Genomic DNA, 22,674 nt, shown 5'->3' with positions numbered 1-22,674 from the left:
TCGATCAGCTTCGATCCGCCCCGCCAGCCCCGTCGTGTGTCCTCAGCGTGGCCAGCAGGCCGCGCAGCACCGACCGGCCGCGCCGCTCCACCACGCCGGGCGGGCGATCGGCGGGCACCGTCACGTCGGGGTCGATCCCCGCCCCTTCGAGGTTACGGCCGGACGGGGTCCGGTAGCGACCGACGGTGACCTCCACGGCGGAGCCGTCCGGCAGCTCGACCGGCTCCTGCACCGCCCCCTTACCGAAGGTACGCGATCCGACGATCACCGCGCGGTCGCGGTCGCGCAGGGATCCGGCGACGACCTCGGCGGCGCTGGCGGTGCCGCCGTCCACGAGCACCACCAGCGGGGTGAGCGGGTCCCCCGGGCGCGTCACGGTCAGGGTACGGGGGGACGCCCCGTCCCGCTCGTAGGTGACGACGGGGCCGGTGGACAGGAACACCGAGGCGGTCTCCACCGCCTCCTCCAGCAGCCCTCCGGGGTTGCCGCGCAGGTCGAGCAGGATGCCGCCGGTCCCGTGACCGCGGCCGGCCACGGCGTCGCGCACCTGGCGCCCCACGCCGCGGCTGAACGCGTCCACCCGGATGGTGCGGGTGCGGTCGTCCGCGGAGGTCACGCTGACGTCGCCGGTCCGGACGGCTTCGCGGACGAGCTGGAAGCGCCGCTCCTCGCCGTCACGCGCGACGGTGAGCTCGACCCGGGTGCCGGGACGCCCGCGCAGCGCCATCGCGACCTCGGACGGGTCCCAGCCCGCCACCGGGCGGCCTCCCACGGCCACGATCGCGTCGCCGCCGCGCACCCCGGCGCGCTCGGCCGCCGAGCTGGGCCGCACGCCCGCCACCAGCACCGCGTGCGCCTTGGCGTGCGCCAACCTGGTCCCTTCGCGGGTCGTGCCCTCTTGGACGTCCTCGCCGGCGAGCCACAGGCCGACGCCGCTGTAGCGGCCGTCGAGGCGTCCCCGGAACTCCTCGTACTCGCGGGGGGAGTAGTAGCGCGCCCACTTGTCGCCCAGGCGGCGCAGCATGGACTCGATCGCCGCGGGGCTCGGGGCGTTCCGGCCCGGTGAGGCCGCGAGGAACGCCTCCAGGCGCGCCGCGGTCCCCTCCTTGGGGAGGGGACGTGCCGCGTTGGCGGACCGCCGTTCACCGGCCGAGATCGCACCCACCGCGTACGCGCAGACCAGGGCGATCACGATCGCCCCCGCACGCGGTCCCCGACCGCTCAACCGGAACATGCGGTCAGTTTAGGGTGAGCCGCCCCGCTAGATCCGCAGATACCGCCGCAAGGTGAGGAACGAGGCGACCGCGCACAGCAGCACGCCGAAGCAGATCGAGACGATGATGACCCACACCACCGTGCCCCAGCCCAGCTTGCTGGCGAAGTCGACGTTGCCGGCCAGCCGGTCGATCAGCATCAGCTTGCTGAACACCAGCAGGACCGAGGAGAACATCCCGCCGATCAGCCCGGCGATCGCGCCCTCCAGGATGAACGGCATCTGGATATAGGTGTTGGACGCGCCCACCAGCCGCATGATCCCGGTCTCCCGGCGCCGGTTGAACGCCGACAGCCGGACGGTGTTGCCCACGAGCAGCACCGACGCGATCACCTGGACCAGCGCTATGAACAGCGCGGCCCATTGCAGGCCGTTGAGGATGTTGAAGAACTTCTTCAGGATCTCCTGCTCGTTGATCACCTGGTCCACGCCGGGACGCCCCAGCACGGCCTGCGAGACGGCCTTGTACTGCTCGGGGTTCTTCAGGCGGATCCGGTAGGAGTCGGGGATGTCCCCCTCCTTGGCGCTCTCCACGAAGCCGGGGGTGCTGGCGAAGCGATCCTTGAAGCGCGCGTACGCCTGCTGCTTGCTCTCGTACTCCACGTTGGCGACCTGCGGCAGCCGCTCCAGCTCCGCCTTGAGCTGGTCCTTCTGCTGCTGGGTCGCGTCCGCCTTCTGGCAGCTGGGGTTGGAGCTGGTCTTGGCGCACAGGAAGATCGAGACCTCGACCTTGTCGTACCAGTAGGTCTTGGAGGAGTTGACCTGCTGCCGGATGAGAAGGCCGGTGCCGAAGAGCGCCATGGCGATGGCGACCGTGATGACGAGGGAGACCGTCATCGTCAGGTTCCGGCGGAGACCGATCCAGATCTCCTGGACTACGAACTGTACGCGCATGCCTCGCTGTCCTTGTTCGCCTTAGCCCCGCGGGGAGGGTGGGTCCGGTGCAGGCTATGTCATACGTCGCGATGTCATACGCCCGTTCACGGACCTTCGGTTCAGATGCGTGATCTCAGTAGGCCTGGCCGTAGACGCCGCGGGACTGGTCCCGCACCACGCGGCCGTCCTCCAGCTCGACGACCCGCTTGCGGAACGCGTCGACGATGGCTGCGTCGTGGGTGGCCATGACCACGGTGGTGCCGGTCCGGTTGATACGGTCCAGCACCTTCATGATGCCGATCGAGGTCGCCGGGTCGATGTTCCCGGTGGGCTCGTCGGCCAGCAGGATCATGGGGCGGTTGACGAACGCGCGGGCGATCGCCACCCGCTGCTGCTCGCCGCCGGAGAGCTCGTCGGGCATCCGGTGCGCCTTGCCCTCCAGGCCGACCAGGTCGATGACCTCGGGAACCACCTTGGAGATGAAGCGCCGCGGCTTGCCGATCACCTCGAGGGCGAACGCGACGTTCTCGAACACGTTCTTGTTGGGGAGCAGGCGGAAGTCCTGGAACACGCAGCCGATCCTGCGGCGCAGGTGCGGCACCTTCCAGTTGCTGAGCCGGCTCAGGTCCTTGCCCGCCACGTGGACGTGCCCCTGGGAAGGACGCTCCTCCTTGAGGATCAGCCGGAGGAAGGTCGACTTCCCCGAACCGGACGGGCCCACCAGGAACAGGAACTCGCCCTTCTCGATGGCGACGTTCACGTGCATCAGGGCGGGCCGGTTCTGGGTCGGGTAGACCTTGGTGACGTTGTCGAAATGGATCATGGCTGCATCACGGTGGTTCAGCACCATTCTTGCGAAGGACCCGCGCGGTCTTGAACGGGAGGATCGCGGCTCTATCTGTTGTCGTCCCGAAACTGCGGACTGTAGTGTATTCGTGGCTTCCGGTGAGGCGACTGCTCTGGCGTCTCTGGTGACACTGACCTTCCGCTCGGCGACACTTGCCTGGTGACACGCGTCCGGTGACATCCGGGCGGCACCGCCTGGGGCGGCATCATACAGCTCATCGGACGGTGTGCCCCGGCCCATGGGACGGCCCGTACTGTGACGCCGAGCAGTGTAGAGGCCCTGTGCAGTGTAAAGGCGGGGGACGACCGCCTCGACCCGGCCCGGGCCTCGGCCTGCTCCAGGACTTTACAGCCAGGACATGCGGAATGCCGTCGATTCACGCTTAAAGTTCTCAGTGACAGGAACTTCCGGATGGAGAGAGACGGCCATATGAGCTGCGAACATCTGATCTGCGCCCGGTGCTCGGGTCCGGTGGTGGAGGGCCGCTGCGCCACCTGCCGGAACGCCCGGGACGAGATGCACCGGCACGGGCCGTCCGTTCCGCCCGCCGTCGTTCTCGCCGTCCTCGTCGCCCTCTTCTTCGCCGCCCTGGTGGTCCAGCGCGTCTATTGAGCCGCCGCCCCGCCGCCGCTTTCCGCCCGCCTCTCCGCCCGCTTCAGCGGTTCAGTTGGGCGTCTTCTTCTCCTCAGGCGTGTCGGCCTTGTGGACGCCGCCCGCCTCGGCGATCACCTCCGCCTTGGGCCGCGCCGGAGCGCCGCCCCGGCCGCCCCGGCCCTCCTTGGGACGGGCGGGGTCGAACGCCGCGAACTGCAGCGTCTCGAAGACATGGACCTCGTCGCCCTCGATCGTCCCGTCCAGCAGATGCTCGGCCTCGGGCGGGATCGGGGGCCTGGCGGTCTCGTCCTCCTCGTCCTCGACCCCGGTGACGGTGCTGCGGAACAGGGAGTACAGCACCAGCCCCCCGCCGTTCTCGGTGCGCAACTGGAAGATCGGGTACTGGGTCGCGGTGATCACGGTGGTGCGCGTCAGCCCCTTGGCCTTGGCCCGCCGCCTCTCCTTGCGGGCCTTGGCGTAGTAGCCGGTGGTGAGGGGACCGGACTTCATGACCCGCGCGGCCACGCTGTCGGGGCCCTCGGAGGCCACGGTCGCCTGGATCCCGGGGACCTCGCGGGGCCGGATCAGCACGCTGGTGTCGGCCGTGTTCATCGGCTCGGCGTACCCGTAGGCGTCGACGACGACCTTGGGCTCCTTGGCCTTGGGCGCCAGCACGGTCCGCAGGCTCAGCGTCCAGCGCTCCCCGGGTGCCCGCAGGATGAACGCCATGAGGACGGTGCGCCTGCTCTTGGAGTCGCCCCTCTCCTGGCGCGGAACCGACGCCACGAACCACTGCGGGTACACGTCGGGCTCCAGCTTCGGCACGTACAGCTTGGGGGTCCCGTAGTCGTACCGCTTCACGGGGTCGCCGTCGAACGCGGCCCTGCGGTACTCGGCGGCGGTCAGGGCGGACTCGCCGTCCGAGACCCAGGTCAGCGCCAGCCGCTCGTCGCCGGCCGCCCGCGCCACGTCGTCGTTGGCCAGGAACGCCCGGTACTCGCGCCGCGCCACCTCCAGCGTCAGCGGCAGCGGCTCCGGCTTGGTGGTGGTCACCAGGGTGGTGGGACGCACCTCGGGCGCGCTGCCCCCGCACGCGGAGGCGGCGACCGGGACGACCGCCAACGCGGCGACCAGCACCCAGGCCCGCCGAACCGTACCAGTGACCCTCATGGCCCCGTCTGAACCAACCTCTCCCCCGGCCCTGCACGGACGGATCGCACGCGCTGGACCCGTTCCGCCGTGGTGATCCGTGATTCTGCCATCGAAAGCGTATTGGTTCGGGTCTTCCGGCGGACCCGGCACCAGCGCGCTCGGGCAGTGCCAGGACAGCGATAGGCTCGAAGCGTGGCAGCCATGGATCCCGAAGAGCAGCTCAAGGAGCTCGGCGCGACGCTCTCCGGCATCGAGCAGGTGCTGGATCTGGACGGCATGCGGCGCGAGATCGCCGAGTTGCGCGAGCAGTCCGCCGACCCCGAGCTGTGGAGCGACCAGGAGCACGCGCAGGCCGTGACGCGCCGCCTGTCGTACCTGGAGAGCGAGCTGAACCGGGTCGAGGGGCTGCGCCAGCGCCTGGAGGACGCCGCCACCCTCTACGAGCTCGCCGGGGAGATGGACGACGAGGACACCCGCAAGGAGGCCGACGAGGAGCTGGTCGCGCTGCACAAGGCGATCCAGCAGCTCGAGGTCCGCACGCTGATGTCCGGCGAGTACGACGAGCGCGAGGCGCTGGTCACCATCAACGCCCAGGCCGGCGGGGTGGACGCCGCCGACTGGGCCGAGCAGTTGCAGCGCATGTACCTGCGGTGGGCCGAGCGCCACAACTACCCCACCGAGATCTACGAGACCTCCTACGCCGAAGAGGCCGGGATCAAGTCCACCACCTTCGCGGTGAAGGCCCCCTACGCCTACGGGACGCTGCGCGGCGAGCACGGCACCCACCGGCTGGTCCGCATCTCCCCGTTCGACAACCAGGGCCGCCGCCAGACCTCCTTCGCCGGCCTGGACGTGGTGCCGGTCGTCGAGCAGAGCGACCACGTCGACATCGACGAGAACGACCTGCGCATCGACGTGTACCGCTCGTCCGGGCCCGGCGGCCAGGGCGTCAACACCACCGACTCGGCGGTGCGCATCACCCACCTCCCCACCGGGATCGTGGTCTCCTGCCAGAACGAGCGCAGCCAGTTGCAGAACCGCGCGACCGCGATGAGCGTCCTGCAGGCCAAGCTGCTGGAGCGCAAGCGGCAGGAGGAGGCGGAGAAGATGTCGCAGCTGCGCGGTGAGGGCACCAGCAGCTGGGGCACGCAGATCCGCAACTACGTGCTGCACCCGTACCAGATCGTCAAGGACCTGCGCACCGGCGTCGAGGTCGGCAATCCCGCCGCCGTCCTGGACGGCGAGATCGACGAGTTCATCGAGGCCGAGATCCGCTGGATGCGCCAGCGGGAGACGCAGGCCGGCTGAGCCGGATCCCGACGGGTGCCGGACGGTCCCGCCGCAGCGGTCGACAGTAACGGGACCGTCCGGCACCCGATCGCGGATCATCCTCGCAGGGTGACCGAGTGGTCACCCTGCGAAAGACCTATTGTGGCGAATGTCGGCCATGGCGGCGGGTCTAGAGCCCGCTGGCCGTCACCAGGGTGCGGATGGCGCCCAGGGCGACCGAGAGGGTGGCCAGGTCGAAGCTGTCGCTCTCCCAGATCTCCGAAAGGGTCTGCTGCGCGCGGTTGACCGCGGTGCGGTTCTTGTCCGCCCAGAGGACCAGGCGGTCCTCCGGCCTGGCCCCCGGCTCGCTGGTGACCAGCACGTCGCGGGTGAGGGCCGCGTGCGCCGCGTACAGGTCGTCCCGTAGCGCCGAGCGCGCCATGGAGCGCCAGCGGTCGTCGCGCGGCAGGGCGATGATGCGCTCGCGGAGCCGGGACAGTTGCAGGCGCTCGGCCAGGACGAAGTAGACCTCGGCGACCTCCTCGACGGGACGGCCGATCTCGTGGGCGATCGCCACCAGGTCGAAGGTGGAGAACGCGGGCACCAGCATCGCGACCTGCTCGGCCAGCTCCCGCGGGACGCCGCGCTCGGCGAACTCGTCCCGGCGCTGCTCGAAGGCGGTCAGGTCGAGTCCCGTCAGCAGCTCGGGCAGCCGCCCGCCGAGGGTCACGGCGCCTTCGGCGAAGAAGTCGATGTTCTCCCGGATGTCGAACGGGGGCCGCCGGTTGTACAGCAGCCAGCGGGCGCCGCGCTCGGTCAGCTTGCGGGCCTCCAGCAGCATCCTGATCTGGGTGGACTCGTCCACCTGGTGGGCCAGGCCCTCCACGGACCGCCAGAACCGCGGCATGTCGAAGACCTCGCGGGCCACCAGGTAGGCGCGGGCGATGTCCGGGGCGGACGCCCCGGTCTCCTCGCTGATCCGGAAGCCGAAGGTGATCCCGCTGTTGTTGATCACGTCGTTCACCACCGCGGTGGTGATGATCTCGCGGCGCAGCGGGTGCCGGTCCATGTACGAGCGGAACCGTTCGCGCAGCGGGGACGGGAAGTAGTCCACCAGCCACGACTCCAGGTACGGGTCGTCGGGCAGGTTGGAGGCGATCAGCTGGGCGTCCAGGGTGAGCTTGCCGTAGGCCAGCAGGACGGAGAACTCCGGCCCGGTGAGGCCCAGGCCGGCCTGGCGGCGCTCGGCCAGCGCCTTGTCGTCGGGCAGGAACTCCAGGCGCCGGTTGATGTCGCCGTCCCGCTCCAGCTTGCGCAGGTAGCGGGCGTGGACGTGCAGCATGGACGCGGCCTGCGCGCGGGCGGCGGCCAGCACGACGTTCTGCGCGTAGTTGTCGCGCAGCACCAGGTCGGCGACCTCGTCGGTCATCTCGTAGAGCAGGGTGTCGCGCTGCTTGCCGGTCAGCTCCCCGTCCCGGACGGCCTGGTCCAGCAGGATCTTGATGTTGACCTCGTGGTCGGAGGTGTCGACCCCGGCGGAGTTGTCGATGAAGTCGGTGTTGACCAGCCCGCCGCCGCGCGCGAACTCGATCCGGGCGAGCTGGGTGAGGCCGAGGTTGCCGCCTTCGCCGATCACCTTGCAGCGCAGGTCGGAGGCGTTGGCGCGCACCGGGTCGTTGGCCTTGTCGCCCACGTCGGCGTTGTTCTCGGTGGACGCCTTGACGTAGGTGCCGATGCCGCCGTTCCAGAGCAGGTCCACCGGGGCGCACAGGGCGGCGCGGATCAGCTCGTAGGGGGTCATCGCCGTGACGTCGCCGCCGATCCCCAGCGCCGCCCGCATCTCCGGGGTGAGCCGGATGGACTTGGCGCTGCGCGGGAACACCCCGCCGCCCTTGGAGATCAGCGAGGCGTCGTAGTCCTCCCAGGAGCTGCGGGGCAGCTTGAAGAGGCGTTCCCGTTCGGCGAAGGAGCGGGCCGGGTCGGGATCGGGGTCGATGAACACGTGCCGGTGGTCGAACGCGGCGACCAGCTTGATGTGCTTGGACAGCAGCATCCCGTTGCCGAAGACGTCGCCGGACATGTCGCCGATGCCGACCACCGTGAAGTCCTCGTTCTGGACGTCCTTGCCCAGCGAGCGGAACAGGTACTTGACCGACTCCCAGGCGCCGCGGGCGGTGATCCCCATCGCCTTGTGGTCGTAGCCGACCGAGCCGCCGGAGGCGAACGCGTCGCCCAGCCAGAACCCGTAGGACGCGGCGACCTCGTTGGCGATGTCGGAGAAGCTGGCGGTGCCCTTGTCGGCGGCGACCACCAGGTAGGTGTCGTCGCCGTCGTGCCTGACGACGTCGGGCGGCGGCACCACCTTGCCGTCCACCATGTTGTCGGTGATGTCCAGCAGGCCGGAGATGAAGTCCTTGTAGCAGGCGATGCCCGCCCGCATGAACGCCTCGCGGTCGGCGGACGGGTCGGGCAGCTGCTTGCCGACGAACCCGCCCTTGGCCCCGGCGGGGACGATCACGGTGTTCTTCACCGCCTGGGCCTTGACCAGCCCGAGGATCTCGGTGCGGAAGTCCTCGCGCCGGTCGGACCAGCGCAGCCCGCCGCGGGCCACCGATCCGAACCGCAGGTGGACGCCCTCCACCCGGGGCGAGTACACGAAGACCTCGTACTTGGGCCGGGGCTCGGGCAGGTCCGGGATCAGCGACGGGTCGAACTTCAGCGACAGGTACGGCTTGCGCTGGTAGTAGTTGGTGCGCAGGGTCGCGTTGATCATCGACCGGTAGGCGCGCAGGATGCGGTCCTCGTCGAGGCTGGCGACGTCCTCCAGCCTGCCGTCCAGCTCCTCGGCGATCCCCGCGCTGCGCTCGGCCTCGCCATCGGCCAGCGCCGGGTCGAGGCGGCTCTCCCACAGCCTGACCAGCAGCCGGGTGATGGCGGGGTTGCGCAGCAGCACCTGCTCGAAGTAGCGCTTGGAGAACGCGTTGCCGGTCTGCCGCAGGTAGAGCGCGTAGGCGCGCAGGATCATCGCCTGCCGCCAGGTGAGCCCCACATGCAGGACGAGCGCGTTGAACCCGTCGTTCTCGATCTGGCCCTGCCACAGCGCGGTGAACGCGTCCTGGAACAGTTCCTTGGCGGTCTCGTCCGGGATGCCCTCCGGCGGCCGGTAGCGCAGCCCGAGGTCGTAGATCCACGCCCGTTCCCGTTCGAGCGCCTGGGAGGACGACCCCGCCGACCCGGTGGAGGCCGACTCGCCGCTCCTCGCTTCGATGCGGGGGGCGCGCGGGATGATCTCGTACGGCCGCTCGTCGATCACCTCGACGCCCATGTTCTGCAGCAGCGGCAGGATCTGGGACAGCGAGATCGGCTCGCCCAGCCGGTAGATCTTCAGCCGCCGCTCGCCCGGCGCCGCGCCGTACGGCTCGTAGAGGTTGATCGAGGTGTCGTGGTCGGCGCCGAGCCCGTCCAGCCGCTTGAGGTCGGCGACGGCGGTACGGGCGGGGAAGTCGGCCTTGTAGCCCTCGGGGAACGCCTCCGCGTACCGGCGGGTGAGCAGCCCGGCCTGCTCCTCGCCGCACTGCTCGACGATGGCGTCGGCCAGGTCGTCGGCCCAGGAGCGGGTCGCCGCGGCCAGCCGGGTCTCCAGCTCGTCGGCGTCCACGTCCGGCAGCGGCCGGCCGCGCTCGCCGCGCACCACCACGTGCAGCCTGGCCAGGACCGACTCGGTCACGTTGGCGCTGTAGTCGACGCTGACGCCGGCGAACGCGCTGCGCAGGATCTCCTGGATGCGCAGCCGGACCTGGGTGGTGTAGCGGTCGCGCGGGAGGTAGACCATGCAGGACATGAACCGCCCGTACAGGTCCTTGCGCAGGAACAGCTTGAGCCGGCGGCGGTCGCGCAGCCGCAGCACGCCGATCGCGATGGGCAGCAGGTCGTCCACCGAGATCTGGAACAGCTCGTCGCGCGGGTAGCTCTCCAGTATCTCGATCAGGTCCTGGCCGTCGTAGCTGTCGGCGGTGAACTCCGCGCGCTCCAGCACCTCGGCCAGCTTCTTCTTCAGCACCGGGACGTTGGCGATCGACTCGCTGTAGGCGACGTGCGTGAACAGGCCCAGGAAGCGGCGCTCGCCCACCACCTCGCCCTTGGCGTCGAACTTCTTGACGCCGATGTAGTCCAGGTAGGTGGGACGGTGCACGGTCGACCGCGAGTTGGCCTTGGTCAGCACCAGCAGCCGCTTCTCCGTGGCCCTGGCCCTGACCTCGGGGGGCAGCGCGGCGAAGCTGTCGGACTCGCGCTTGTCGCTGCGCAGCAGGCCCAGGCCGGTGCCCGGCTCCGGCTTCAGCGCCGCGCCGTCGTCGCTGAGGGTGTAGTCGCGGTAGCCGAGGAAGGTGAAGTGGCCGTCGGCCAGCCAGTCCAGCAGCTCGACGCCCTCGGCGAGCTCGGCCTCCGGCAGCGGCGGCGGCTCCTCCTGGATGCGCAGCGCGATCTCACCGGCCCGCGACCGCATCTTCTGCTCGTCCTCGACCGCGACCCGCACGTCGTTCAGCACGCGCAGCAGGTCGCGCTCCAGCTCGTCCAGGCGCGCCCGGTCGCTGGTACGGTCCACCTCGATGTGGATCCACGACTCGTCGAGGTCGTGGTCGCTGGCCATCTTGTGCCGGAACGCCTTGAGCCTGCCGGTCACGTCCCGGTCCACCCCGAGCAGCGGGTGGACGATCAGGTGGGTGGTGAGCTGGTGCCGGTTCAGCTCCATGGTCACCGAGTCGACCAGGAACGGCATGTCGTCGGTGACCACCTGCACGACGGTGTGCCCGGGGTCCCAGCCGTGCTCCTCCAGCGTCGGCGTGAAGATCCGCACCTTGGCGCGGCCCTGCGGCCGCTCCTCGCCGAGGAGCCGGTGCGCCATCGCGGGCCCGCCGACGTCGGCCGGGTCGCGCGAGAGCAGGTCCTCCGGCGCCACGTTGCGGTAGTAGAGCCGTAGGTACTCGACCGCCTCCGGCACCTCGCCGCGCCGCCCTCCCCGGCGCTGCGCGCATGTCTCCGCCGCCCGCCGGAGCAGGTCGTCCTTCGCCTGATCGAGCTTGCCGACCATCAACAACTCCCCTTGAAGCCCCTCGCCACCCCGTTGTGGCGCCGCTCACTGCGCAAGCGTAGCCATGAACCGACCCAAAGCCGACCGGGAGGCATCGACCCGCGGGGGGTCAACATCCTTCCTGCGGGGGCGGCTCGGGGCATTCGTCCGGAGGTGTCGGAGTCGTCTGCGTCGGCGTCACGCTCGGCTCCGGATCGGGGCTGGACGGCTCGTCGCTCGGCGTCGGGGTCGCCGAGACGGACGGCGAGGGCGTCGGCGTCTCGGACGGCGGCCGGTAGGTCGGCATGGGCTGCCGCACCGGCGTCTCCTCGACGGGCAGGGACGGCTCGACGCTGGGGGACACGCTGGCGGACGGGGGCGGCTGCCAGTCGTTGACCGGATGCCCGGTCTTGCCGTCCTCGCCGCCGTTCAGGGCGATCACCATCGAGACGACCGCGATGGTGACGACCGACGCGGCCGCGCCGGCGACCGCGGCGGCGCGGCGCGGGCTCGACACCGCCTGGCGGAGCCTGCTCCCGCCGCCACCGGCGACCTCGCGGGGCTGCGTGTTCTGCACGGCCCATTCCGCCGAGGACGACGGGTGGGGGCCGACCGCGTGCTCACCGGTGTCGCGGGACCGGACCGGCGGGTCGGGCCAGTCGTCGAACTCGGTGGCCTCGATCACATCGGCGACCTCGCGCGAGTCCCAGGGATCGTCGCCGCCGTCCCGCGGCCCGGTCTCGTACTCGCCGGACCCCGCGGTCTCGTCGAACTCCAGCCGGTGGCCGGTGCCGACCGTGGCGCGGGGGCGGGACGACACGGCGGTGAACGCCTCGTCGTCGCCGAGCTCGGCGGCCAGCACGCTGCCGGCGGCCAGCATCGCCGTCGCGTCCGCCGCCTCGCCGGCCCCCGCGGCGGCGCCGGCGGGCTCGCGCAGCCCGGCGGCGGGCGCGGGCGCCGTCTGGTGACCGAGCAGCCGCATCAGCAACTGCTGCGCGTCGGGACGGTTGGCCGGCTCCTTGTCCAGGCAGTCGACGACCAGGTCGCGCAGCGGCCCGTCCAGGTCGCCCAGCTCGGGCTCGTTGTGCAGGATCCGGTTGATGACGGCCGGGATGGTGTCCTGCCCGAACGGCGGCTCGCCCGTCGCGGCGAAGACCAGCGTGGCCGCCCAGCAGAACACGTCGGCCGGGGGCCCGATCTCGTCGCCCTGCAACTGCTCGGGCGCCATGTACGAGGGGGTGCCGATCACCTTGCTGGTCAGCGTGGTGGCGCCGCTGATCGCGCGGGCCACCCCGAAGTCGATCAGGCGCGGCCCGTCGACGCCGATCAGCACGTTGTGCGGCTTGAAGTCGCGGTGGATGATCTCGGCCTGGTGGATCGCCGCCAGCGCCGTGGCGGTGCCGACCGCCAGCCGTTCCAGCGCGGCGCCGCTCAGCGGCCCCTGCGAGAGCACCAGCTCGTTGAGGGACGGGCCGGGGACGTACTCGCTGACGATGTAGGGGCGGTCGCCGTCGGCGTCGGCGTCCAGCACCTGCGCGGTGCAGAACGGCGCGACCTTCTTGGCCACCTCCAGCTCGCGCAGGAACCGGGCGCGCGCCTTGTCGTCGGAGGTCAGCTCGGAGTGCAGCAGCTTGAGCGCGACCCGCGAGCCCCGCCCGTCCTCGGCGAGGAACACGGTGCCCTGGCCGCCCTCGCCGATGCGGCCGATCAGGGCGTACGGCCCGAGGCGTTCCGGATCGCCGGAACGCAGCGCCGCAACCTCCATGCGTCAGACCGCCCTCTCTGGACCCGACGGAACCGGGTCGCCGAACCGGACCGGTCCCGGTCGGCGCAGACCGATCCCCTGATTGTGGGACGCCCCGAACCCGGGGCGAGTTCACCGGACCCGAGAACCCATGCACCGGCCGAAGCCGCACATACCCGGTGACCGGGACATCATTCCATGCCTCTCGTGATCACCGAGGGAATTGAGCGGTTCGGATCTCACCGGCACCGGAGAGGCGTCAGGGAACGTAGTGGTCGAGGACCTCGGGGTTGGCGAGCGAGTCGCGGTTGGCGGCCTTCTCGACCGGGGTCCCCTGGAGGATCCTGCGGACCGGCACCTCCAGCTTCTTGCCCGACAGCGTACGCGGGACCCCCGGCACCCGGTGGATCTCGTCCGGGACGTGGCGTGGCGACAGCGCCGAGCGCAACTCCCGCCTGAGCCGGGCGATCAGCTCCTCGGTCAGCTCCGCGCCCTCGGCGGGCTGGACGTACAGGACCAGCCGCCCCTCCTCGCCCAGCCGCCCGGTGTCGATGACCAGGCTGTCGGCGATCTCGGGGAACGCCTCCACCACGCGGTAGAAGTCGGCGGTGCCCATCCGCACCCCGCCCCGGTTGAGCGTCGAGTCGGACCGCCCGTAGATCACGCAGCCGCCGTCCGGGCGGATCTTGATCCAGTCGCCGTGCCGCCATACGCCGGGGAACGTCTCGAAGTACGACTCGCGGTAGCGCGCGCCGTCGTCGTCGCCCCAGAAGAACACCGGCATCGACGGCATGGGCTCCGTGATGACCAGTTCCCCGACCTCGTCGATGACGGGCTTGCCGTCGTCGCCGTACGCCTCGACCTTGGCGCCCAGGCCACGGCACTGGATGACGCCCGCGTACAGGGGCAGCAGCGGGGACGGGCCGACGAAGCCGGTGCACACGTCGGTGCCGCCGGAGATGGAGCCGAGGAGCAGGTCCTTGCCGACCGCCTCGTACACCCAGGCGAACCCCTCCGGGGGCAGCGGCGACCCGGTGGAGCCGATGCCGCGCAGCCGCGACAGGTCGTACTCCTGTCCTGGGCGCTCGTTCCGCTTGGCGCAGGCGGTGATGTAGGGCGCGCCCACGCCCATGTAGGTGACGCCCGTGTCGGCGGCCATCTTCCACAGGTCGAGGGGCGCGCCGTCGTACAGGACGACGGTGGAGCCCACCAGCAGGCCGCCGATGAGGTAGTTCCACATCATCCAGCCGGTGGTGGTGTACCAGAAGAAAACGTCTCCGGGCCCCAGGTCCTGATGGAAGGTGAGGGCCTTGAAGTGTTCGAGGACGACCCCGCCGTGCCCATGCACGATCGGCTTGGGCAGCCCGGTCGTCCCGGACGAGTAGACCACCCACAGCGGGTGGTCGAAGGGGACGGGCTCGAACTCCAGCTCGTCCCGGTCGGGCTTGGGCAGGTCGGCCCAGCGCATGCCGACGCGGAGGCCGTCCGGGGTGGAGGCCGGGTCCAGGTATGGGATCAGGACGGTCGCGGCCAGCGTGGGCAGCGCCGCCTCGATCTCCGCGACGACCTCGCGCCGGTCGAACCGCTTGCCGTTGTAGCCGTAGCCGTCCACGGCGACCAGCACCTTGGGCTCGATCTGGGCGAACCGGTCGATGACCGAGGCCGAGCCGAAGTCGGGCGAGCAGGACGACCAGATCGCGCCGAGCGAGGCGGTGGCCAGGAAGCAGATCAGCGTCTCGGGGATGCTGGGCAGGTAGGCCGCGACCCGGTCGCCCTTGCCGACGCCCAGCTCGGCCAGCCCGGCGCGGACCTCCGCGACCTGGAGGCACAGCTCGCGGCCCGACAGGACGCGGTGCCCGCCCGCGTCGGAACGGAAGATCACCGCGGTGCCGTCCGGGTCGGCCTGGGCGTGCCGCAGCGCGTTCGCGGCGTAGTTGAGGGTCGCGCCCGGGAACCACCGCAGCCCGTCCACCGGCATGGGCCCGCCGGTGCGCACCGGGCCGTCGCCGCGCTCGCCGACGACCTCGAAGTACGTCCACAGCGCGTCCCAGAACGCGTCGATCCCGGTCACCGACCAGCGCCACAGCTCGTCGTAGGACTCGGCCCGCACGCCACGGTCCCGCAGCCAGCGCATGAAGCGGGTCACCCGCGCGTTGGCGACGACCTCCTCCGACGGCTCCCACAGCAGCGTGCCCTCGGCAACCTCATGACCACGTGACATGATCGTCCCTTCGCCCTTCCAGCATCGTGCCGAGGATATGATGCGCGCACCCCGGGCGATCTCGGCGGGTCCGCGGCCGCCGGCGCCCCGTCAGCGCCCCGTCAGTTCCAGGACGGCGCGGACCACGGCGTCGGTGTCGGCCAGGGTCGGCAGCACCACGTCGGCCCCCGCGCCGCGCAGCTCCGCGGCGGTCGCGCTGCCGGTCGCCACCGCGATGATCGGCGACCGGGCGATGTGCGCGGCCTGCACGTCCCGCGGCGAGTCGGCGATGTAGACGGTCGCCGACTCCCCGTACTGGACGCCGTTCTTCGCGCCCGCCCTGCTGCGCGCCAGCTCCAGCAGCGCGGCCTTGCTGTAGACGCCGTTCTCGTAGCCGCCGACCTCCAGGTCCAGCCGGTCGGCCAGGCCGAGTTCGGTCACCTTCAGCACCGCGTTCGGCTCGATCGAGCCGGTCAGCACCGACTGCGCGGTGTCGGGCAGCCGTCCCAGCGCGTCCAGCGTCTCCCTGGCCCCCGCCAGCACCCGCCCGTGCGTTTTCAGGTCCGCCCGGCGGGTCGCGAACGCCTCGGCCAACGCCCGCATGAAGGCGGGCAGATGGTCGTCGGTGGTGACCACGTCGTTGAACGCCAGCGTCTCGAAGATGATCTCCGACTCGGTGCGGCCGGGGGTGGGGGCGAGCCGCACCAGCGGGCGCCCGATGGTCCGCTGGAACGCCTCGGCGTAGACCTCCCGGGTGACCCGTCCGACGTCCACGAGCGTGTGATCGATGTTCCACAGCACCAGACGGTTCAGCGTCGTCATCCCGTTCCCATGCGCATCGGAGGGCGGCGCGGCGGTGCCGCCGCGGCTTGCCCGTACGCCTTCCGGGTACGGGCGAGCATATCGTCGGCCCTGGCGCCCGATTACCGCAAGGCGGGCGCCAAGGCGGGTACGGGTGTCCGGTCAGCGCCCCATGTGGGGGTAGCGATGGTCGGTCGGGGGGACGAAGGTCTCCTTGATCGAGCGCATGCCGACCCAGCGGGTCAGGTTGACGATCGACCCGGCCTTGTCGTTGGTGCCGCTGGCACGGGCGCCGCCGAACGGCTGCTGGCCGACGATCGAGCCGGTGGGCTTGTCGTTGATGTAGAAGTTGCCGGCCGCGAACCGCAGCCGCTCGGTGGCGTCGGCGATCGCCACCCGGTCCCGCGCGACGATCGCGCCGGTCAGCGCGTAATCGGCGACGCTCTCCATCTGGTCCAGCATGGCGTCGTACTCGGCGTCCTCGTAGACGTGCACGCCCAGGATGGGGCCGAAGTACTCCTTGACGAAGATCTCGTCCTCGGGATCGCCGCACTCCAGCACGGTCGGCTGGACGAACCAGCCCTCGGAGTCGTCCAGCGTCCCGCCGGTCAGCACCTTCACGGTGTCGACGGCGCGGGCCCGCTCCAGCGCCCGCCGGTGCTTGGCGAACGCCCGGTCGTCGATCACCGCCCCCAGGAACAGGGACAGGTCGGCGGCGACGTTGCCCATGGGGAGGGACTTGACCTCGTCGCAGAAGTCGTCCCGCATGCGGTTCCAGATCGAGCGCGGCACGTACGCGCGGGACACGGCCGAGCACTTCTGCCCCTGATACTCGAACGCGCCCCTGACCAGCGCCGTCTTCAGTACCGCGAGGTCGGCGGACGGATGCGCGACCACGAAGTCCTTGCCGCCGGTCTCGCCCACCAGCCTCGGGTAGCTCCTGTAGCCGGAGATGTTCTCGCCCACCGTCCGCCACAGGTGCTGGAACGTGGTGGTGCTCCCGGTGAAGTGGATCCCGGCCAGGTCGAAGTGGCGCAGCGCCACCTCCGACACCGCTCGGCCGTCCCCGGTCACCAGGTTGATCACGCCGGGCGGCAGGCCCGCCTCCTCCAGCAGCCGCATCGTGTGGTGCGCGGCCAACTGCTGGGTGGGCGACGGCTTCCAGATCACCACGTTGCCCATCAGCGCCGGCGCGGTCGGCAGGTTGCCCGCGATCGCGGTGAAGTTGAACGGGGTGATGGCGACGACGAAGCCCTCCAGCGGGCGGTAGTCCATCCGGTTCCACACCCCGGCGGACGAGATCGGCTGGTCGGCCAGCAGCCGCCGCGCGTAGGAGACGTTGAACCGCCAGAAGTCGATCAGCTCGCAGGCGGCGTCGATCTCCGCCTGGTGCACGGACTTGGACTGGCCCAGGATGGTGGCGGCGTTGATCGTGGCCCGCCACGGCCCGGACAGCAGATCGGCGGCCCGCAGCAGGATCGCCGCCCTGTCCTCGAACGGCATCGCGCGCCATCCCGGCGCCGCCGCGCGGGCCGCCTCGATCGCCGCCAGCACGTCCTGCCCGGTGGCGTTGCCCATCCGCCCGAGCACGCGCCTGCGGTCGTGCGGCTGGACGACCTCGATCGGCTCGCCGCCGCCGAGCCTGCGCTCGCCGCCGATCGTCATGGTCAGCTCGGTCTGCCCGCCGCCCAGTTCCTTGATCCTCGCCTCCAGGGCGGCCCGTTCGGGGCTGCCGGGCGCGTACGGCTTGACCGGCTCGTTCGCCGGTTCGGGCACGGTGACTACGGCGTCCATCTTCGCTCCCTGGATGTTCCGGCCGGCACGCCAGGAATACCCACGGGAGGACCCCTCGAAATCAGCGGACGGTCAGGGGACCAGGTGCTCCAGCTCCTGGGTGGCGTACCAGAGCAGCTCGTGCCCCTCGGCGCCGTCGACGGTGAAGCGGGCGTCCTCGTCGCCCTTGTCGGCGGCCGGCACGGCCTGGACGGCCGCCCGGACGTCGGGGACGGCGGACTCGTCGTCCACATGGCCGGAGGCGATCGCGCGCCACGGGATCGGCTCGGTCACCTGGACGAGGGCCCGGGTCTGCTCGTCGAACCGGTCACCGGACCCGGCGCGGACCAGCTCGTCGGGGACCTCGGCGGCCAGGACGACCCGCCGCGCGGGGGCCTCCGGCTCGGCGGCCAGCAGCCGCAGCGAGGCGCGGGCGGCGGCGGTCATCGCCGCGTACTCCAGCTCCTCGAGATCGCCCGACGCGTACCACTCGCGCAGCGCGGGCGTCACCGCGTACGCGGCGAGCGGCGCGGGCCCGACCTCCTTGTCCGCCAGGACGCGGGCGAGGCCGGTGAGCGTGGACGGGACGTAGACGCGCATGACGCTCGGCAGTCTGCCAGATCAGCGCACCGGCCGGTGCGCAGGCCGTCCCCTGGGCGGGTCAGACGGGCAGCCCCATGGCCCGCAGGCCGGTGAGGGTCGTGTCCACGGCGGTGTGGTGGATGGCCCGCATGCCCAGGGCGCGGGCGGCGGCGATGTTGTGCTCGATGTCGTCGATGAACACGCACTGCTCGGCGGGCAGCCCCACCAGGTCGAGGGCGTGCCGGAAGATGCGCTCGTCCGGCTTGCGCATGCCGACCTCCGCGGAGATCACCACGGCGTCGAACAGGTCGGCGAACAGGTCGCGCGGGTAGTCGTTGCCCCAGGAGTTGGACAGCAGCGCGGTGCGCAGCCCGGCGGCGCGTGCGGTGCGCAGCGCCTCGTACATGGGCTCGACCGGGGCGAACGCGCCGAACATCCGGTTGATCAGGCCCTCGGCCGCGACCGGGCCGCCGTCCACGGTCACCAGCTCGGCGGCCAGCAGCCGCTCGAACTCGGCGACCTGGAGGCTGCCGTCCTCCAGCCCGTGCACGGGGCTGGGGCCGCCGCTGCCGTAGGCTCCGGTGACCCACGCGCGCATCACCGTCCGGTAGCGCTCGGGGTCGATCCGCTCGGCGGCCAGCCAGACGGCGATCGCCTCCTTCAGCGGGGAGGTCAGCACGCCACCCCAGTCGGTGATGACTGCTTTGACGTGGTTGGCCGGGGGTTGGGCGGAATCGACGCTCACGGGGCGATGGTAAGCGATGCCCGTTCCCGGCCGCACCGGAGGCCGTGATCACGCAACCGGCGGCGGTGGCGGCCACATGATCACGCGCTCGATCACCGGACTCGATCACAGTGCTCGCTCACAGTGCCCGATCAAGGGCTCGGAGCGAGCCGGGCATACCCCCTTGGATCCCCGTTCGGCCCCCGGTGGGCCCGGCCGGCCTCAGGCCGACCTGAGCCGCTGCAGCGCCTCCCTGACGCCGCCGTCGGTCTCCTCCAGAACGACCGTCGCGCGCGCGGCCGGGACCTCGCCGAGCAGCGAGACCAGCGCCACGCGGGTGTCCCCCCCGGCCTCGACCAGCGCGTTCTCACAGGTCATGGCGTCCATCCCGGTCGCCTCGGTGAGAATGCGCACCAGCCGGGCGCGCAGCTTGGAGTTGAGCGCGTTCACGCTCACCATCAGGTTGGAGTAGGTGCGGCCCATCCTGATCATCAGCGTGGTGGAGAAGGAGTTGAGCACCAGCTTGGTGGCGGTGCCCGCCTTCATCCGGGTGGATCCGCTGATCACCTCGGGCCCGGTGGCCAGCGCGATGTGCACCTCCACCTCGTCCCCGTGCGGCGTGCGCGGGTTGCAGCTGATCAGCGCGGTTCGCGCGCCGACCGCCGTGGACGCCCGCAGCGCCCCCAGCACGTAGGGGGTGCGCCCGCTGGCCGCGATGCCGATGGCGATGTCGCCCGGCTGCACCTCGGCGGCGTCCCTGGCGCCGAGGTCCAGGTCGTCCTCGACCTCCGAGACGGCCTGGGACAGCGCGCCGAAGCCCCCGGCGTTGTGCGCCACCACCCGGCCCCAGATTCCGAACGTGGGCGGCAGCTCGGCCGCGTCCAGCACGGCCAGCCTGCCTGAGGTGCCGGCGCCGAAGTAGTGCACCCGGCCGCCGCCGCGCAGCGCGACGACCGCCAGATCCACCAGCCGGGCGATCTCCGGCAGCACGGACTCCACCGCCAGCGGCACCGTCGCGTCCTCGGCGTTGATGCGGCGGAGCACCTCCAGCGTGGGCAGCGTGTCGACGTCGAGGGTGCGCGGGTTGCGCCCCTCGGTGGGCAGGTCAGTGTCGATCAACGACGCCTCCGGTCGGGTCGGACGGTGCGGCCGCGGACGGCCTCGAAGGTGGCCTCCAGCGCCTTGCGGGTCGGCCCGTACGTGCGCTGGGCCACGCCGACGAACACGCAGTCGACCACCGTCAGCTGCGCCAGCCGGCTGGCGGTCGCGCCCGAGCGGAACGTGGTCTCCCTGGCCGCCGTGGTGAGGATGAGGTCGGCCACCTCGGCGATGGGCGATTTCGGGAAGTTGGTCAGGGCCACGGTCGTCACGCCCTTGGCCTTGGCCACCTCCAGGGCGTCGATGGTCTCGACGGTGGCGCCGGTGTGCGAGATGCCCAGCGCGACGTCCCCAGGGCCCAGTACCGCGGCGCTGGTGAGCATGATGTGGGCGTCGGACCACGCGCTGCACACTCTGCCGATGCGGTGCAGTTTCTGCTGGAAGTCCGCCGCGACGAAGGCGCTGGCGCCGACCCCGTAGACGTCGACGCGGTCGGCGGCCACGACCGCGTCCACGACCTGTTCGAGCATCTTGATGTCGAGCTGCGCGGCGGTCTCCTCCACCGCGCGCGCGTCGGCGAAGGTGACCTTCTCCACGATCTGCTCAAGGGAGTCGTCGGGACTGATGTCGCTGCCGATGACCCGGCCGCCGGTGGCGCTCTGCGCGCGGCCCGCCTCGGTGGCCAGGGTGAGCCGCAGCTCCGGGTAACCGTGGAAGCCGATCGCCCGGCAGAACCTGATGACCGTGGTCTCGGAGGTGCCGCATGCCTGGGCGAGCTCGGTGATGGTGGAGTTCGCGACCCCCTCGGGGTCGTCGATGACGCGCTGCGCGACCCGCCGCTCGGCGGGAGGCAGTGATGGGAGCAGGGAGCGCACCCTGACGACGGTGCTCAAAGGCGTCGCGTCCCTGGCCGCCTCGGGGGGTGTCTCCCTGGAGGGGGCGGATGGCGACACCGGTGTCCTGAGCGCGGCCGGGTCCCCGGCGCTCCCCGGCTCGGGGCCGGTGGGTTTCCTCATGGAAGAAATTTTCTTACATGGAGGATGTCGCGTCAACGGTAGAAAAGGCTACGGTCGCCATGTGTTGACCCATTTGGCCGGTCCATACGTGATCGGCATAGACGCGGGTGGCACGAAAACCCGCTGTGTCGTACTAACGCTCGGGGGCGCCGAGGCCGGTTCGGGAACCGGTCCCGGCGCCAACCCCAACTCCGGGGGCGACGCCGCGATGGCGCTGGCCACGGCCCTGCGGCAGGCGCTCGGTGACGTGGATCGTTCCCAGGTGATCGGTGGCGTCTTCGGCATCGCCGGCGCGGGCTCGGCGGGACGTCCCGCCGCGGTCGCCGCCGCGCGGTGCGCCTGGAACGCCGCAGGTCTGCGCGGCTCGCCCGCCGTCGTGACCGACATCGCGGTCGCCTTCGCCGCCGGGACCACCGCCTCCAAGGGCATCGTGGTGTTCTCCGGCACCGGCGCGGGCGCCGCGGTGATCAGTGACGGCGCGATCGTGCAGCGCGCCGACGGCTACGGCTGGCTGGTCGGGGACGAGGGATCGGCCGTCTGGCTGGGCAGGGAGGCGGTCCGGGCCGCCCTGGCCGCCTACGACGGCCGGGGCTCCCCGACGCTGCTGACCGAGGCGGTGCCGCGCGCGCTGCTCGGCGCCGCGGTCGTCCAGGAGCTGGACGCGGCCAGGCGCCGCCCGCGGCACCACCGCGGGCCGGCGTCCCTGTCCGCCCCGTCACCGCCGGGCTCCGGCCACACCGGCCACCTCGGTCACTCCGGCCACCCTCCTGGCCATGGAGCGGCCGCGGTAGGCCATGGCGGCGCCGCGCTCGCCCCCGGTCCACGTCCCTACCACCCAGCACCCGTCCCCGTTCCCGCACCGGCGTCCCTGGGCCGCGGCGCGGGAACCGCGGTACTGGAGCCGGACGAGCCCCATCCGCCAGATGGGGACGCGCTCGGCCACGCGGCCCGCGGCCAGCCGCCCCGCGGTCACCCGGCCGCCGGTCCGGGCGGTCCGCCGCCCGACCGGGTGGACGGGCCGGTCGCGCCGGCCCATCCGCCCAACCCGCAACTCGCCCAGGCGATCATCAAAGAGGTGTACGGCCGCCCGCCCGCGGCGCTGGGCCGTCTCGGCCCGGTGGTCGCGGCCGCCGCGGCCGCGGGTGATCCGGTGGCGCTGCGGATCACCGCGGAGGCCGCCGAGGTGCTGCTGCGGGACGTCGACGCGGTCCGCCCGGCACTGAACGAACCGTACGCCCCCGTGGTCATGCACGGCTCGGTACTGCGCGAAGGACCCGTCGCCGAGGCGGTCCGCGCCGGGCTGCGTGACCGTTTCGCCGCCGAGCCCTGCCCGGCCGGGGACGGCGCTCGCGGCGCCGCCGCCCTGGCCCTGCGCAGGCTCGGCCTCTAGAGGCGGCCGAAGCCCAAGAGGCACGGCCGCAGCGGTAGCCGTCCCGGATGTCGCCCCCGGGCCGGCCCCGCCGCCACACCGCGCGCGTCACCGCGCGACGAGTGACCCCGCATCCCACCCCACCTTCCGTGGGGCCGCCCATGCCTTCTCCCTGCCAGAGCTTTGCTCCGGCCTTGTCCTGAGCTCGGCTGACGCGCGCGGCGCGGGTCGACACACGCTGTACGAGCGGTTAACGTCTCCAGGGCCGTTTCAGAGACTCTGTCGTTA

Annotated in this window: 16 protein-coding genes; 3 read left to right on the top strand and 13 right to left on the bottom strand. The window is 71.6% G+C overall.

Annotation, left to right across the window (positions count from 1 at the left end; genetic code table 11):
• Positions 1-4: 4 nt before the first annotated feature.
• The 3 genes from ACGWYJ_RS06010 to ftsE form a co-directional block, all read right to left on the bottom strand.
• Positions 5-1,234, bottom strand: coding sequence for a S41 family peptidase (locus ACGWYJ_RS06010; RefSeq protein WP_395104560.1), 1,230 nt, complete (start codon positions 1,232-1,234; stop codon positions 5-7).
• A 27-nt stretch (positions 1,235-1,261) separates the two neighbouring features.
• Positions 1,262-2,167 (bottom strand): permease-like cell division protein FtsX, encoded by a 906-nt coding sequence (gene ftsX / locus ACGWYJ_RS06005; protein WP_395104559.1) that lies wholly within the window; start codon positions 2,165-2,167, stop codon positions 1,262-1,264.
• Between the two features lie 115 nt (positions 2,168-2,282).
• Positions 2,283-2,972, bottom strand: a complete 690-nt coding sequence (gene ftsE / locus ACGWYJ_RS06000) for a cell division ATP-binding protein FtsE (protein ID WP_285694346.1) — start codon at positions 2,970-2,972, stop codon at positions 2,283-2,285.
• 453 nt (positions 2,973-3,425) lie between these two features.
• Here ftsE and ACGWYJ_RS05995 point away from each other — a divergent pair, with 453 nt between their 5' ends.
• The gene (locus tag ACGWYJ_RS05995; protein ID WP_395104558.1) at positions 3,426-3,608 is read left to right on the top strand and encodes a hypothetical protein; all 183 of its coding nucleotides are present in this window, start codon (positions 3,426-3,428) and stop codon (positions 3,606-3,608) included.
• Between the two features lie 51 nt (positions 3,609-3,659).
• On the opposite strand, the gene ACGWYJ_RS05990 is transcribed toward ACGWYJ_RS05995, so the two are convergent.
• Entirely contained in the window at positions 3,660-4,760 is a 1,101-nt protein-coding gene (locus ACGWYJ_RS05990) for a hypothetical protein (protein ID WP_395104557.1), read from the bottom strand.
• A gap of 174 nt (positions 4,761-4,934) precedes the next feature.
• On the opposite strand from ACGWYJ_RS05990, the gene prfB reads away from it, so the two are divergent.
• Positions 4,935-6,050: a peptide chain release factor 2 gene (gene prfB, locus ACGWYJ_RS05985; RefSeq protein WP_395104556.1), complete on the top strand. Its 1,116-nt coding sequence runs from the start codon at positions 4,935-4,937 to the stop codon at positions 6,048-6,050.
• A gap of 151 nt (positions 6,051-6,201) precedes the next feature.
• Here prfB and ACGWYJ_RS05980 read toward each other — a convergent pair whose 3' ends face one another.
• The 9 genes from ACGWYJ_RS05980 to ACGWYJ_RS05940 all read right to left on the bottom strand — a co-directional run bounded on the left by ACGWYJ_RS05980 (position 6,202) and on the right by ACGWYJ_RS05940 (position 21,017).
• On the bottom strand, positions 6,202-11,100 hold the full coding sequence (locus ACGWYJ_RS05980) for an NAD-glutamate dehydrogenase (protein ID WP_395104555.1): 4,899 nt from the start codon (positions 11,098-11,100) through the stop codon (positions 6,202-6,204).
• Positions 11,101-11,209: 109 nt separating this feature from the next.
• Entirely contained in the window at positions 11,210-12,844 is a 1,635-nt protein-coding gene (locus ACGWYJ_RS05975) for a serine/threonine-protein kinase (RefSeq protein WP_395104554.1), read from the bottom strand.
• Between the two features lie 238 nt (positions 12,845-13,082).
• Positions 13,083-15,044: an acetoacetate--CoA ligase gene (locus ACGWYJ_RS05970; protein ID WP_395104553.1), complete on the bottom strand. Its 1,962-nt coding sequence runs from the start codon at positions 15,042-15,044 to the stop codon at positions 13,083-13,085.
• Between the two features lie 90 nt (positions 15,045-15,134).
• Positions 15,135-15,845 carry an HAD family hydrolase gene (locus ACGWYJ_RS05965; protein ID WP_395104552.1) on the bottom strand — a complete coding sequence of 237 codons (711 nt, stop codon included), beginning with the start codon at positions 15,843-15,845 and terminating at the stop codon, positions 15,135-15,137.
• Positions 15,846-15,986: 141 nt separating this feature from the next.
• The gene (gene pruA / locus ACGWYJ_RS05960; protein ID WP_395104551.1) at positions 15,987-17,618 is read right to left on the bottom strand and encodes an L-glutamate gamma-semialdehyde dehydrogenase; all 1,632 of its coding nucleotides are present in this window, start codon (positions 17,616-17,618) and stop codon (positions 15,987-15,989) included.
• A 72-nt stretch (positions 17,619-17,690) separates the two neighbouring features.
• The gene (locus ACGWYJ_RS05955) at positions 17,691-18,197 is read right to left on the bottom strand and encodes a DUF6912 family protein (RefSeq protein ID WP_395104550.1); all 507 of its coding nucleotides are present in this window, start codon (positions 18,195-18,197) and stop codon (positions 17,691-17,693) included.
• A gap of 61 nt (positions 18,198-18,258) precedes the next feature.
• Entirely contained in the window at positions 18,259-18,924 is a 666-nt protein-coding gene (locus tag ACGWYJ_RS05950; protein ID WP_395104549.1) for an HAD family hydrolase, read from the bottom strand.
• A gap of 201 nt (positions 18,925-19,125) precedes the next feature.
• A complete protein-coding gene (locus ACGWYJ_RS05945) occupies positions 19,126-20,022 on the bottom strand; it encodes an N-acetylmuramic acid 6-phosphate etherase (RefSeq protein ID WP_395104548.1) in 897 nt (298 codons plus the stop codon).
• Positions 20,019-21,017, bottom strand: a complete 999-nt coding sequence (locus ACGWYJ_RS05940; protein WP_395104547.1) for a MurR/RpiR family transcriptional regulator — start codon at positions 21,015-21,017, stop codon at positions 20,019-20,021. The genes ACGWYJ_RS05945 and ACGWYJ_RS05940 overlap by 4 nt, the downstream gene beginning before the upstream one ends.
• A gap of 61 nt (positions 21,018-21,078) precedes the next feature.
• Here ACGWYJ_RS05940 and ACGWYJ_RS05935 point away from each other — a divergent pair, with 61 nt between their 5' ends.
• Positions 21,079-22,407, top strand: coding sequence for an N-acetylglucosamine kinase (locus ACGWYJ_RS05935; protein WP_395104546.1), 1,329 nt, complete (start codon positions 21,079-21,081; stop codon positions 22,405-22,407).
• Positions 22,408-22,674: the final 267 nt, after the last annotated feature.

It is taken from the genome of Actinomadura sp. SCN-SB (genome assembly GCF_043906805.1).
Taxonomy (GTDB): domain Bacteria; phylum Actinomycetota; class Actinomycetes; order Streptosporangiales; family Streptosporangiaceae; genus Spirillospora.
The sequence above is the reverse complement of the archived record's forward strand: the minus strand, read 5'-3'. Positions and strand labels throughout refer to the sequence as shown.

Bases quoted from the DNA above. Each gene is read 5' to 3' on its own strand.
- ACGWYJ_RS06010 (WP_395104560.1), bottom strand. From the start codon at position 1,234: ATGTTCCGGTTGAGCGGTCGGGGACCGCGTGCGGGGGCGATCGTGATC.
- ftsX (WP_395104559.1), bottom strand. From the start codon at position 2,167: ATGCGCGTACAGTTCGTAGTCCAGGAGATCTGGATCGGTCTCCGCCGG.
- ftsE (WP_285694346.1), bottom strand. From the start codon at position 2,972: ATGATCCATTTCGACAACGTCACCAAGGTCTACCCGACCCAGAACCGG.
- ACGWYJ_RS05995 (WP_395104558.1), top strand. From the start codon at position 3,426: ATGAGCTGCGAACATCTGATCTGCGCCCGGTGCTCGGGTCCGGTGGTG.
- ACGWYJ_RS05990 (WP_395104557.1), bottom strand. From the start codon at position 4,760: ATGAGGGTCACTGGTACGGTTCGGCGGGCCTGGGTGCTGGTCGCCGCG.
- ACGWYJ_RS05980 (WP_395104555.1), bottom strand. From the start codon at position 11,100: ATGGTCGGCAAGCTCGATCAGGCGAAGGACGACCTGCTCCGGCGGGCG.
- ACGWYJ_RS05975 (WP_395104554.1), bottom strand. From the start codon at position 12,844: ATGGAGGTTGCGGCGCTGCGTTCCGGCGATCCGGAACGCCTCGGGCCG.
- ACGWYJ_RS05970 (WP_395104553.1), bottom strand. From the start codon at position 15,044: ATGTCACGTGGTCATGAGGTTGCCGAGGGCACGCTGCTGTGGGAGCCG.
- ACGWYJ_RS05965 (WP_395104552.1), bottom strand. From the start codon at position 15,845: ATGACGACGCTGAACCGTCTGGTGCTGTGGAACATCGATCACACGCTC.
- pruA (WP_395104551.1), bottom strand. From the start codon at position 17,618: ATGGACGCCGTAGTCACCGTGCCCGAACCGGCGAACGAGCCGGTCAAG.
- ACGWYJ_RS05955 (WP_395104550.1), bottom strand. From the start codon at position 18,197: ATGCGCGTCTACGTCCCGTCCACGCTCACCGGCCTCGCCCGCGTCCTG.
- ACGWYJ_RS05940 (WP_395104547.1), bottom strand. From the start codon at position 21,017: ATGAGGAAACCCACCGGCCCCGAGCCGGGGAGCGCCGGGGACCCGGCC.